Raw genomic sequence first — 12339 nt, forward strand, 5'->3', positions numbered from 1 at the left:
TTATATTTTTGAGAACTGACATAATCATATTATGAGATTTATTGTATCCACATCAACGCTATTAAAACATTTACAAACGGTTAATGGTGCTTCAAGCAGCAGTACTGTTTTGCCGATACTGGAAAATTTCCTTTTCGAGATTAAAGACGGAAGTTTAACTATTTCTGCCACAGATTTGCAGACCAGTATGACTACTTCTTTACCTGTTGAATCAAAAGAGGGCGGAAAAGTTGCTGTACCTTCAAGAATCTTATTAGATACTTTGAAAACACTTCCTGATCAACCAATTTCTTTCAATATTGATGATGCTACATTTTCTATTGAAATTAGTGCAGGTGACGGAAAGTACAAACTGAGCGGAGAAAATGGAGATGATTTCCCTAAAATTCCAGTAGTGGAAAATGCTTCTTCGGTAAACTTGCCAGCTTCAGTTTTAACAGAAGCAATTATCAAAACTATTTTTGCAGTGAGTAATGACGAACTGCGTCCGGCAATGACAGGTGTTTTTTGCCAGTTATCTGATCAGTTTATCACTTTTGTAGCTACTGATGCACACAAATTGGTAAGATACAGACGTATGGACAGCAAAGCAGATAAAACAGCTTCGTTCATTCTGCCTAAAAAAGCACTGACCTTATTAAAAGCAGCTTTACCTTCAACAGATATTAATGTATCAGTTGATTATAACGCAACCAGCGCATTCTTCAAATTTGAGAATATTAACCTGGTATGCCGTTTAATCGATGAGCGTTACCCTGACTATGAAGCAGTAATCCCTGCCAACAATCCTAATAAATTAATTATTGACAGGGCTTTATTCCTGAACACTTTACGCCGTGTAGTTATTTTCGCAAATAAAACAACACACCAGGTAAGGTTAAAAATCAACGGTAGTGAATTAAATATCTCTTCTGAAGATCTTGACTTTGCAAATGAAGCGCATGAACGTTTAAGCTGTCAATATGAAGGTGAAGACCTTGAAATTGGCTTTAATGCACGTTTCCTGATCGAAATGTTAAGCAATCTTTCTGGTGAAGAAGTGACTTTAGAACTTTCTACACCTAACCGTGCTGGCTTATTGATCCCTCAGACCAATGACGAAAACGAAGATGTCCTTATGCTGGTTATGCCAGTTATGCTGAACAACTATAATTAATTTTATATACTAACTTATCTGAACGTCATTATATGCGAAAATAAACACGCTATAATGACGTTTGCTATGATACACTATGGACATCATCAATCAGCTGATACAGTTTATTCTGCACACAGATGTAGAATTGGTTAAGCTGGTAAGCAATTACCAGACCTGGACCTATCTTATTTTATTCCTAATTATTTTTGCCGAAACCGGATTTGTAGTGACTCCATTTTTACCTGGTGATTCTATGTTGTTCGCAGTAGGAGCGTTGATTGCTAAAGGCAACACTGGTCTGGATATCTGGATTATGTTTCTTATCCTCGCTATTGCAGCTATATTGGGTAACAGTTTAAACTATCGTCTGGGTAGTTTCTTTGGGGTAAAGGTCTTCAAGGAAGGAAATAAAATCTTAAAGCTGGAATATTATAATAAATCACATATGTTCTTTGAAAAACATGGTGGTAAAGCGATAATTTTTAGCCGTTTCCTTCCAATTTTCAGAACTATAGCTCCTTTTGTTGCTGGTGTAGCGAAAATGCCATTTGGCAGATTTACTTATTACAATATCATTGGAGGAATAGGATGGATTGCAAGTTTACTTTTTGCAGGATTTTTACTGGGACAGATTCCGATTGTCAGAGATAACTTCTCTATCGTAATTCTGTTCATCGCCGTAGTTACATTTGCCCCTGTAATTTTTGCAGCAGTCAAATCAAGATTCAAACCTAAAGATATTATAGAGAGCTAATTCTCTCTGCCAATAATTTTTCCGGAGCTGAACTTCAGGTTCAGCTCCTTTATTTCCTTCTCTGTTGCCGCATCAGGCGGTACTTTAATCATCTTTTCGAGCTTTGGCTGTCCGGCATCAATCCATGCCGAATACCAAAAAGAACCCGTAGTTAAAATGGATGCCCGCATTTGCCTGGCAACCATGTGATTCATATGGGTATGATAAGCCTCTGCATATTCAAAAGCATATTGTTTCATCACCTGTTTATTTCTTTTGGAATAGCTGTATTTCCGGTAGGCTGGGAAACTACGATTTAAACGCGCTTCGATCCATAGAACACTATCAACGAGCTGATGGGTATGGGTAATGATTTTCCAGGTTTCTTTTAAAGGATCATCAATATATAAGGCTCCGCCCACTAAAAAACTATATTTTTCAGAGAATAATTCTGGTAAACGGCTTTCCCAGAAAGCATGGATGCCATATTGGTTAGTCAACTGTCCGTTATGGTTTTCGGTGGTGTGTAAAGGGACATGTGCATCCGAGATATAATGTCCTAAATAGGCAGAATGAGACAGTATTTTCAAAGAATCCTTTTCTTTAAATGCTTTGACCAATTGATAATAGGTACGCTGGATCTGCCAGGGTAATGTGCCATTTTTAGCTAGTTTTTGCAGTCCATACTTTTTAACGGCATCATTCCATTTCCTTGGGATACTATCGGTTTCCACCTCATAAGCTTCTATATCAAGGTAATGCCGGGGTGCTTCGGCGGTATCGGCATAGCGTCTTTTATCTGCATCTACGGCATGATCCGAAAGATATTGTATATTGGATTTGTAAAATCTGTTCATTCCGGCAGGAAGCGTAAATACGGCGAGCCGGTTAATCCGCATATGTGCAAAAAAGCCCCAGGAACTGGTGAGCAGGGTGAGCGCTAAAAAAAATACGAAAATGAAAGGTCTTTTCATTTTCGTAAATTTAATGCTATTCTGAGGTATTGTGGTAATGAATCTTTTTAATCGATTGTTTTCCCCTTCATAGCTTTAGAAACTGCGATGTCCATTAACCGCTCTGCGAATGGACGGGTAAATTCATTCAGTTCGTCCGCCTTCTTAAGGATTGTATCTTTATTGCCTTCGGTCAAAGCTTCTCTTAAAGCAGTGATATATAGTTTAGTGTTTTCCAATTCTTCCACAGTTAATACAAAACCGTTTTTATCAATAAAACGTTCTGCGGTATAAACCAGTTGTTCTCCTTCGCCGCGGGCTTCAATCAGCATTCTTTGTGCTACATCACTTTCCGCATGGGTAATACTGTCAATCAGCATTTTTTCGACAGTATCATCCGTAAGACCATAACTTGGGGTAATATCTATTTCCTGTTTCACGCCAGAACGTAATTCAACCGCCTGAACGGTTAATATACCATCGGCATTCAGGATGAAATTAATATCTACTTTAGGCATTCCTGCTGGCATCGATGGAATACCTTTTAAATCGAATTCGGCTAACTTCCTGTTTTCTTTAACCAGATCACGCTCTCCCTGGTAAACAGAGATTTTCATATTCACCTGACCATCTATTGAAGTCGTATACTGACGACCTGCTTTGGTTGGAACTTTCGCGTTTCTGGCGATAATCACATCCATTAAACCACCCATGGTCTCAATTCCCAGAGAAAGTGGGGTAACATCCAGTAACAGAATGTCTGAACGGTTACCAGCAAGGATGTCTGCTTGTATCGCTGCACCTAAGGCTACTACTTCATCAGGATTGATCTGATCGTGCGGCTGACGGCCAAAGAATGCGGCAACCTGCGCTTTTACATAAGGTGTACGGGTAGATCCGCCTACCATAACCACTTCGTCAATAGCAGTAATGTTTAGTTTGGCATCTTTCAACGCTTGCTGACAAGAATTTAACGTCTCTTTAACTTTTTCTTCGATCAGTTGCTCGAATGTATTTCTATCAAGAGTATACCAGATGTCTCCGGATTTCTCATTGAACAGATTTTGGGTGCTGAGTGCTTTTTTTGCTTCTTCGGCTTTTAAACGAAGGGTTTGCATTAACCCCGGATCTTCGGACAATACAGTTGCATCGAGCTTATTTTTCTCTATCCAGTAGTGAACAATAGCGCGGTCAAAGTCATCTCCGCCAAGGAAAGTGTTTCCATTGGTCGCTAATACTTCAAATATGCCGTTCTGAATCGCAAGAATAGAAACATCAAATGTTCCGCCACCTAAATCATAAACTGCAATCGTTTTCTGTTCAGTAGGATCAAGGCCTATTCCATAAGCTAAACTGGCTGCGGTAGGCTCATTGACAATTCTTAAAACATCTAATCCGGCTAAACGGCCTGCATCTCTGGTTGCTTGTCGCTGACTATCATTGAAATATGCAGGAACAGTAATTACAGCGCGGTTAACAGGTGTTTTTAAAGCATGTTCTGCTCTGGCTTTCAGTTCTTTTAATATCTCTGCTGATAACTCAATAGGGGTGTAGAATTTATCTCCGGCCTGTATTTTAACCAGGGAATCGTTGCCTTCATCTATCAGTTTGTAAGAGAAGGTATCCTGATGACCGGCGATGTCTTTATAAGACCGGCCCAACAAACGTTTAACCGAAAATATAGTGTTGGCCGGGTCAGTGATCAGAAATTCTTTTGCTCCATTACCCACCAAGGTATCTCCTGCTGCATTAAAATGGACAATAGAAGGGACTAACAGCCCTTTTCCGGTGTCATTTATAACTTTAGGGTTTTTGTCCGGGTCAATAAAGGCCACCAGACTATTGGTTGTCCCTAAATCAATTCCCACAATGATTTCTTCTTTTTGTAAAGAACCTGTTGCCAGGTTGATGGATATCTTTGCCATAATCACGGCAAATTTAAGATTTTAAATGTATTAGGGTTGTAATGTTTTATGCAATTCCTTTTTATGCAGGTTAAAGACCCATAAAACGATGTCCTGGTAACTGTCAGTTCCTTTTTTCTGGTTATTGATTTTAAGGAATTTATCAAAAGCTACACCGAAGTATCCTGACATTTCGGAGTTGTATTTTCTCCAGAATTCCTGTTCGTTCTTAAAATCGGTCAGTGTAGCTTCATTAATTTTTTTAAAGAGCAGGTCATAATCTTCGGGTGATTTAATCCTGATCTCGAAGAGTACGTTCCGAAGGATGTTATAGTAACCAGAATATTGGAAATTAAGATCGGAACTACTGGTGCTGACAAGGTAACCTACCAGATTGGCTTCATCTTCACGTGCTACGCCCAGTTCGTGTGAGATTTCGTGACAAGTGATAAAAGGTAAATCTATTGCAGGAATAAGCATGTTGACATTCGCTTCACCAGATGGAGGAGCATAATAGCCTTCTATACCCGATTTGGTGATGGTCTGCTCCAGGATTACAGCTTTAACGGCCGGCACGCGGTAAGTAAAAAGTGAATTGGTTTTCGCTAATTTATCATAAGCAGATTTAGAGCCGCTTTCCAGTTCTTTAATATTGAATTCCTTCTGGACACCAGTCTGTTGTATTTTTTGTTTAGTAGTATTGACCCGGTTAATCAGAAAATCACCTAACTGGACAAGGTCTTTTGTGGTATATTTTTGGTTACTGAGCCCTAATTGGCTGGAAATAGAGGGTCTGGAATAGTTCAGGCCCCAAAGCAGTTTAAATACTATATATAAGATCAGCGTAAAGTTAGCCAGTTGTAATGGGAAGAAAAATCGCAATTGCTGTCCCGGTATTCTGGTTTTTATTTTTCTAATCGCTTTAAAGATCGACCACAGGCAGTAAAGAATTAAAATCAGATACAGAAAATCGCCCACCGCAAAAGGAAACGGTGAGCTGATGAAGCGTTGAGCGACCGAAGTCAGTGGATAAAGACCGCTGGAATAAATTGTTTCCGTGAGTTTACTGTTAAGTCCCAGAAGGAAAATCAGTAAAGCAATACAGCTTAATATAACCAGTCGGTGTACTTTTGACTTGATCGCGGAATTCATTTATCTGTTAAAAGTTAATCGTTTTCCAGTTTCATTGGTCATAAACTTTCCTTTTTGATAAGCCAGATTTCCAGAGATAAAGGTATGGGTAATATCAGCTTTGAAAGTTTGTCCTTCAAAAGGAGACCAGCCGCATTTATATAGAATATTGGCTTTAGTTACTTTAACAGGGTCATTAAGTGCAACTAATACTAAATCTGCCCAGTAACCTTCTCTGATAAAGCCTCTTTTGTCAATTTGAAAGCAGGTGGCTACATTGTGTGCTGTTTTCTCTGCTATTTTTTCGAGTGTTATTTTTCCCTGGTGATACATTTCCAGCAGTGCAGAAAGTGCATGTTGTACAAGTGGGCCGCCCGCGGGGGCTTTCAGATAAGTTTGTGCTTTTTCTTCAATGGTATGCGGAGCGTGATCAGTAGCGATTACATCGATATGGCCATCTAATACACCTTTCAGAATAGCATCACGGTCTGCTGCGGTTTTAACAGCCGGGTTCCATTTAATCAGGTTTCCTTTTGTCGCATAATCCTGATCGCTGAACCAGAGGTGGTGAACGCAGGCTTCGGCAGTAATTCTTTTATCCTTTAAAGGGGTAATTGCATCGAATAACGCGATTTCTTTTGCCGTTGAGATGTGTAGAATATGTAATCTGGTATTGTGTTTTTTAGCAAGTGAAACGGCAAGCGACGAAGAAATGTAACAAGCTTCATCGTTACGGATCAGCGGATGCATGTCTATAGTAATGTTTTCTCCGTATTTTTCTTTGAAGGCAGCCATGTTAGTTCTGATAGTCAGCTCATCTTCACAATGTGTGGCAACCAGTATCGGGGCTTCTCTGAAAATATTATCCAGGACCTGTTCATTATCAACCAGCATATTTCCGGTAGATGAACCCATAAATACTTTAATACCACATACTTGTGCCGGATCAGTTTTCAGGACTTCTTCAATGTTATCGTTGGAAGCCCCCATGAAAAAGGAATAATTAGCCAGTGACATCTCTGAGGCAATTTGATATTTGTCCGCTAACAGGCTTTGTGTAAGTGTATTCGGAACTGTATTTGGCATTTCCATGAAGGAGGTAATCCCTCCGGCAACTGCCGCCATGCTCTCGGTAAAGATATCTGCTTTGTGGGTTAAACCCGGTTCTCTGAAATGGACCTGATCGTCAATCATACCGGGTAACAAGTGTAAACCTTCTGCATTGATTTCCTGATCGGCGGATCTGTTTATTACCGGACTGATTTCTTCAATTAATCCGTCTTTGATAAATACATCCGCAACATAAATTTTCCCTTCGTTAACTAAGGTTGCGGCTTTTATAAGGATGGTGTTCATATTGCCAAATCTAAGGATTTTGAAGCAATATTTTTAGGCATGATTACGATTGCTAAACTTAAAGGCAGTGTTAAATATACGATTATTTTTATACTAGTTATGGTCTTAACTGATTTAAAACCAATTAATATGACTAATTTTGGAAATGACTATTAAACACGTATTAACCAAGACACAGGAAAGCTTTATAAAAAAACACAAAATCCCGGCGGATTTGCTGTTTGACGCACAAGGAGAGGGGATGACAGAAGAGCTAAAGCAGCGTATGTCTGAGACAAACACAGTCTTCGCATACAACACTGTAGGTTGTACTAAAGATGATAATCATAATTTCAAAACTATCGGAGGTCATTGTCCACAATGTGAGACAGGTAAAATTGCAATTTTATTAAGAGAACACGAAGCTGGTTTCATTTACATTGCTGGTTCAAGAAAAGGAACTTTGATTAAGGTAGGTTCTACAAGTAATATCATTGACAGGATCAAAAGCTTAAACATGCCTAAAACCAGATATGCAGGTTTTGATGACTGGGTACTTTTATTTGATGCAAGAACGACTACACAAGGAAGAAGTGAACGTAAAATTCAGCAAAAACTAAGTGAAAACAAGGTGAATTACCTGGTAGAGAAAAGCGGAAAAGCAACTGATTCGGGTGAATTGTTCAGATGTTCTTACAATAAAGCTAAAGATGCTATCACAGCTTTGGAAACTGAAGAATCTTTCGAATTTACCCAGGTACATGAAAAAAGAGATTTAATTCCTGACTACCAATTTAAAAATTTAAAGGCAAGAGTACAGGCTGCTGCTGTTGAAGCATAAGCTGTTCTCAATTTATAGTTTTTGATGTACTTGTCTGCGTGTTTTTAAGATAGACAAGTACTGCTGGCTGAGTTTTTTTAATGCGTTTCTTTTAAAGAGGAAAGGCATTAAAAAAACTTATCTGTTCCGTGAGAAATTAGTGTCAATTTCTCTTTCCCCCTTTATTCATAAAAATAACATTTAAAGAAGCACTTAATTAGCTTCCTATTAATTATATTATATTTGCAAAATGCCAAAAACATTCGAAGAGTTCAACCTTAACAGACAGATTTTAAATGCTGTCGCTGATGCAGGGTTTACGGTTGCTACTCCAATACAAGAAAAAGCAATCGCACCGGTTTTATCGGGACAAGATATTTTTGGGATTGCTGAGACGGGAACAGGAAAAACGGCAGCTTATGTGCTGCCTATATTAATGCAGCTTAAATACGCTCAGGGAGATGCTGCACGTGCTTTAATTCTGGCGCCAACACGTGAATTAGCAATGCAGATTGCTGAGCATGTTAAAATATTTTCAAAATATACAGATTTACGTTCAGTAGTTATTTTCGGAGGAATCGGGCCGAAAACGCAGATAGAACAAGTAAAAGCTGGTGTAGATATTATTATTGCTACTCCTGGCCGTTTTCTTGATATTTATCTTGCCGGACATATTAATACACAATACCTGAAATTCCTGGTATTGGATGAGGCGGATAAAATGATGGATATGGGGTTTATTGGCTCTATTCACAGGATTCTGGAAGTTGTACCGCGTAAAAGACAGAATTTACTTTTCTCGGCTACCATGAGCGATCTTGTTCATAAGATTGCTGGTGATTTCCTTAAAAATCCAACGATTATTGAGGTTGGTCAGCAGGCTACTCCGGCGCAAACAGTTACGCAGGGGTTATATGAGGTTCCGAATTTCAAGACCAAAATTAATCTTTTACAGCATTTACTAAAGAATGAGATAGACTTCAAACGTCTGATTATCTTTTGTAAGACTAAAACTGTGGCTGATAACATTTTCAGTTTTATTGAACGCAGGTATGGTGCTGCTGAGGTAAGGGTGATCCATGCGAATAAAGGACAGAATACGAGGATTAATTCAATCAATAGTTTTAAAGAGGGAAATATTCGTGTGCTGGTAGCTACGGATGTTGCTTCCCGTGGAATTGATGTAGCTGAGGTTAGTCATGTGATCAACTTTGATGTTCCAATTATTATTGAGGATTATGTTCACCGTATTGGCCGTACTGGAAGGGCTTATGCAAAAGGGGATGCACTTACATTCTGTACAGAAGCAGAAATGTATTATGTTAAAAAGATTGAGAAACTGATGCGTCAGACCATTCCGGTTCTGGAGCTTCCTAAAGAGGTTTTTGTAGAGGAGACTCCGTATGAAGAGCGTCAGTATATTGCCAGGGAAATCGATAATCAGAAGAGGAAAGATGACCCTGATTTTAAAGGGGCTTTCCATGAGAAGAAACATGCTGCTGCAATTGCTGCTGCCGCTGCGGCTTCTGCTAAGAAGAAGATGGATAAAACCCCGGCCTGGAAGAAAAGAAAATTCAAAAAAACCTAGTCTTGAAATTAACTCCTTTAAATATTGTTAGTTCGGGCTGCATTGTATTTGCTTTATTGCTTTTCTTTAGCCCGGATAAGCAGCTTCCTATACAAAAGGGGGTGAATGGATTGTTAATAGGTCTTTGTGTTTTAACTGCAATTATTGCTTTCATTTCAGATCTGATTTTCCGGAAGTTTATACCTTTGCTGGGCAAATTATGGATAGTGGAGTGTGCTCTGATCATCTTCACTGTGGTATTGATGGTTATTCTAAGGGTTAGTTTAGGGTGATACTAGCAGAGATTTGAATTAATAGATAACGAAAAACAACAATTACATTGTAATGAAAACAGCAGAAATTAAAATAACGGTTGAGCTTGATGATAATAATGTCCCGGAGAATTTAATGTGGGAATCTACGGACGCAGAAACGCAGGAAAAAGTTCCTGTGAAATCTATGATGCTGGCGCTGTGGGACCATAATTATAAGAATTCAATGCGTATAGATCTTTGGACTAAGGATATGCCTGTAGATGAGATGAAAAGGTTCTTTTATGAGACTTTGCAGACTATGGGTGATAGTTTTCTAAAAGCAACTGGTGAAACTTTGATTATCGAAGATTTAAGAGATTATTGTGCGCATTTTGCGGATAAAATGGGGATTGATCCAGGGAAGTAAGAATTTATAAAAAAAGAGAAAGGCCATGTTTACTGTCGGCGCCCATCAGAAAAAGTGGCCAATGTCAGGAAACATGGCCTTTCTCTTTTTTTATCGTATCCACAATTGTATTGGAATCGGAGGGGTAGTGAACAGGATAATGTATATATATATGTTTCTAAAGTTAAATTGTTTATTTTTAAATTAAGTTTGGTAATTTTATTGCTGAAGATTTAAAGATATGGAACAATTGAAAGAACAGTTAGCTAACCTGGAGAAAGTTATTCAGGTATTAGTTGGTAGTATAGAAGGTCTAAGTATCAGAATTACCGGGGTTGAAGAAAGACTGGATAGGATTGAGGCAAGACTTGATCATATTGAGGCAAGGCTTGATAGGGTTGAATTGAGACTTGATCGGATTGAAGCGAGACTTGACAGGGTTGAAGAAAGATTAGATCGGATTGAAGTGAGGCTTGATAGGGTTGAAGCGAGACTTTATGTGGTCGAAGCCAGGCTTGATAAAGTGGATGGCAAATTTGATCTGATACAGTTTAACTTTGAAGATGTGCACAAGAAACTGGACTTTGTAATAGACGAAATCGTTAAAATTGATGGGGTGACAAGGTATGTGGATATTGACAAAAATCTAAAAACAATAAAATCAAGATAGAAGGTTTTTGCCTTTTACAAATAAACAAAAGCTCCTGCCGGGGCTTTTGTTTATTTTGAGTTGAATATTCTGTTTAGGAAGAGTATTTATGTAAGATCTTAGGTTAATTCAGTAAATAGATGATACTTTTGTAGCTGTTTATTTAAAATACGCTTTTTTTATGAAGATTCAAGGTGTAATTGGTGCCTTATTACTTGCTGTAGGAGGAATGTGCCCTTTGGTACATGTGCCTATTATTGGAAACTGGAACTATTTCGGGATAGATCAGTCTTTGGGAACTATTTTTTATGTGATTGTTGTACTGGCTTTTTTGGGAGCTTTCCTGAATAAAGCAGGGTTATTAAGAGCCTGTGGATGGGCAGCTATTGTAATGGTTATACTGACACTATCAGCTGTATGGTTCAAGTCACATGATTATTTCAGTTTTATACATTTCAGGAAATTAATCAATCTGGCTTCGGGTATGGTGAAATATAAGTGGGGCTGGTTCGTGATTTTAGCTGGGGTATTACCTTTGATTACCGTTAGAAAGAAAGCTATTGTTATCCAGCAGATACCAGAAGTTCCGCTTTCAGAAGTTTAATTGCAGTTCTATAACTGCTTTTTTATCATAGAAGTACAATATAATCAATATTTGAGGGTGAAATGACTCTGCTTCGGTAAAAAAACAATCCATAAAATTATATTTGTGCCGGAATGCAGTTAATAAAAGAAGTTAAGTATTTAATTGGGAAAGAGTTGTTGCTGGAGTGGCGCTCAAAGTATGCGTTGAATGGGGTCGTACTTTATGTAGTATCTACCGTATTTGTCTGTTTTCTTTCTTTCGTCTCTTTAAGAGGTGTAACCTGGAATGCTTTATTCTGGATCATCATGTTATTCGCTTCTATTAATGCAGTTTCCAAAAGTTTTCTTCAGGAAAGCAAGGGAAGGCAATTGTATATCTATACGATCGCAAGTCCGCTGGCATTGATTATATCCAAAACGATTTACAATATCTTTTTGATGTTGTTGCTCACATTGATTGCTCTGGGTTTTTATACCCTGGTATTTGACTATGTACCTGAGGATATGGGACTTTATCTGGTCGCTACTGTTTTGGGAAGCCTGAGTTTTTCGACCATCTTTACTATGATTTCAGCAATAGCTTCGAAAGCTGGTAATGGGGGAATGCTGATGGCAATTTTAAGTTTCCCTGTAATTATACCGGTTATTACTGTGCTGATTAAGCTGAGTAAAAATGCAATTGACGGGCTGGACAGGAGCGTAAGTCTGGATGAAATAGGAATCCTTTTGATTATCAATGTACTGGTAGCTGTGTTTTCACTGATGTTGTTTCCGTACTTGTGGCGGGACTAGGCAGCTTATAGCGCATTTAAAAAATTAACTAAAATATATAAAGCTTTGTTACCTTTGAACTCGCAAAATTAA

12 protein-coding genes are annotated in these 12339 nt (G+C 38.4%); 8 read left to right on the forward strand and 4 right to left on the reverse strand.

What is annotated here, in order from left to right:
- Window positions 1-31: 31 nt before the first annotated feature.
- Complete coding sequence (gene dnaN, locus HDE70_RS14210; protein WP_183891038.1) at window positions 32-1156, forward strand: DNA polymerase III subunit beta; 1125 nt, start codon at window positions 32-34, stop codon at window positions 1154-1156.
- Between the two features lie 76 nt (window positions 1157-1232).
- Window positions 1233-1892, forward strand: coding sequence for a VTT domain-containing protein (locus HDE70_RS14215; protein WP_183869498.1), 660 nt, complete (start codon window positions 1233-1235; stop codon window positions 1890-1892).
- Here the strand turns inward: HDE70_RS14215 and HDE70_RS14220 are convergent.
- From HDE70_RS14220 to HDE70_RS14235, 4 genes are read right to left on the reverse strand one after another with little or no spacing between them, the layout of a single operon-like run.
- On the reverse strand, window positions 1889-2845 hold the full coding sequence (locus HDE70_RS14220; RefSeq protein ID WP_221270739.1) for a zinc dependent phospholipase C family protein: 957 nt from the start codon (window positions 2843-2845) through the stop codon (window positions 1889-1891). The genes HDE70_RS14215 and HDE70_RS14220 overlap by 4 nt on opposite strands.
- Window positions 2846-2892: 47 nt before the next feature.
- Entirely contained in the window at window positions 2893-4749 is a 1857-nt protein-coding gene (gene dnaK / locus HDE70_RS14225) for a molecular chaperone DnaK (RefSeq protein WP_183891039.1), read from the reverse strand.
- 30 nt (window positions 4750-4779) lie between these two features.
- Window positions 4780-5880 carry a DUF3810 domain-containing protein gene (locus HDE70_RS14230; RefSeq protein ID WP_183891040.1) on the reverse strand — a complete coding sequence of 367 codons (1101 nt, stop codon included), beginning with the start codon at window positions 5878-5880 and terminating at the stop codon, window positions 4780-4782.
- The gene (locus HDE70_RS14235; RefSeq protein WP_183891041.1) at window positions 5881-7215 is read right to left on the reverse strand and encodes a dihydroorotase; all 1335 of its coding nucleotides are present in this window, start codon (window positions 7213-7215) and stop codon (window positions 5881-5883) included.
- 145 nt (window positions 7216-7360) lie between these two features.
- Between HDE70_RS14235 and HDE70_RS14240 the strand changes: the two genes are divergently transcribed.
- The 6 genes from HDE70_RS14240 (at window position 7361) to HDE70_RS14265 (ending at window position 12267) form a co-directional block, all read left to right on the forward strand.
- The gene (locus HDE70_RS14240) at window positions 7361-8035 is read left to right on the forward strand and encodes a GIY-YIG nuclease family protein (protein ID WP_183869494.1); all 675 of its coding nucleotides are present in this window, start codon (window positions 7361-7363) and stop codon (window positions 8033-8035) included.
- A 229-nt stretch (window positions 8036-8264) separates the two neighbouring features.
- Window positions 8265-9602, forward strand: coding sequence for a DEAD/DEAH box helicase (locus HDE70_RS14245; RefSeq protein WP_183869493.1), 1338 nt, complete (start codon window positions 8265-8267; stop codon window positions 9600-9602).
- A gap of 324 nt (window positions 9603-9926) precedes the next feature.
- Window positions 9927-10262 (forward strand): gliding motility protein GldC, encoded by a 336-nt coding sequence (gene gldC, locus HDE70_RS14250; RefSeq protein ID WP_068395129.1) that lies wholly within the window; start codon window positions 9927-9929, stop codon window positions 10260-10262.
- A 220-nt stretch (window positions 10263-10482) separates the two neighbouring features.
- A complete protein-coding gene (locus HDE70_RS14255; protein ID WP_183891042.1) occupies window positions 10483-10911 on the forward strand; it encodes a hypothetical protein in 429 nt (142 codons plus the stop codon).
- A 160-nt stretch (window positions 10912-11071) separates the two neighbouring features.
- Complete coding sequence (locus HDE70_RS14260) at window positions 11072-11494, forward strand: hypothetical protein (protein ID WP_183869491.1); 423 nt, start codon at window positions 11072-11074, stop codon at window positions 11492-11494.
- A gap of 113 nt (window positions 11495-11607) precedes the next feature.
- A complete protein-coding gene (locus tag HDE70_RS14265) occupies window positions 11608-12267 on the forward strand; it encodes a heme exporter protein CcmB (RefSeq protein WP_183869490.1) in 660 nt (219 codons plus the stop codon).
- Window positions 12268-12339: the final 72 nt, after the last annotated feature.

Source organism: Pedobacter cryoconitis (assembly GCF_014200595.1).
Taxonomy (GTDB): domain Bacteria; phylum Bacteroidota; class Bacteroidia; order Sphingobacteriales; family Sphingobacteriaceae; genus Pedobacter; species Pedobacter cryoconitis_C.

Excerpts from the sequence above, each read along its gene's own strand:
- dnaN (WP_183891038.1), top strand. The coding sequence starts at position 32 with ATGAGATTTATTGTATCCACATCAACGCTATTAAAACATTTACAAACG.
- dnaK (WP_183891039.1), bottom strand. The coding sequence starts at position 4,749 with ATGGCAAAGATATCCATCAACCTGGCAACAGGTTCTTTACAAAAAGAA.
- HDE70_RS14245 (WP_183869493.1), top strand. The coding sequence starts at position 8,265 with ATGCCAAAAACATTCGAAGAGTTCAACCTTAACAGACAGATTTTAAAT.
- HDE70_RS14235 (WP_183891041.1), bottom strand. The coding sequence starts at position 7,215 with ATGAACACCATCCTTATAAAAGCCGCAACCTTAGTTAACGAAGGGAAA.
- gldC (WP_068395129.1), top strand. The coding sequence starts at position 9,927 with ATGAAAACAGCAGAAATTAAAATAACGGTTGAGCTTGATGATAATAAT.
- HDE70_RS14230 (WP_183891040.1), bottom strand. The coding sequence starts at position 5,880 with ATGAATTCCGCGATCAAGTCAAAAGTACACCGACTGGTTATATTAAGC.
- HDE70_RS14255 (WP_183891042.1), top strand. The coding sequence starts at position 10,483 with ATGGAACAATTGAAAGAACAGTTAGCTAACCTGGAGAAAGTTATTCAG.
- HDE70_RS14260 (WP_183869491.1), top strand. The coding sequence starts at position 11,072 with ATGAAGATTCAAGGTGTAATTGGTGCCTTATTACTTGCTGTAGGAGGA.
- HDE70_RS14265 (WP_183869490.1), top strand. The coding sequence starts at position 11,608 with ATGCAGTTAATAAAAGAAGTTAAGTATTTAATTGGGAAAGAGTTGTTG.
- HDE70_RS14240 (WP_183869494.1), top strand. The coding sequence starts at position 7,361 with ATGACTATTAAACACGTATTAACCAAGACACAGGAAAGCTTTATAAAA.
- HDE70_RS14220 (WP_221270739.1), bottom strand. The coding sequence starts at position 2,845 with ATGAAAAGACCTTTCATTTTCGTATTTTTTTTAGCGCTCACCCTGCTC.
- HDE70_RS14215 (WP_183869498.1), top strand. The coding sequence starts at position 1,233 with ATGGACATCATCAATCAGCTGATACAGTTTATTCTGCACACAGATGTA.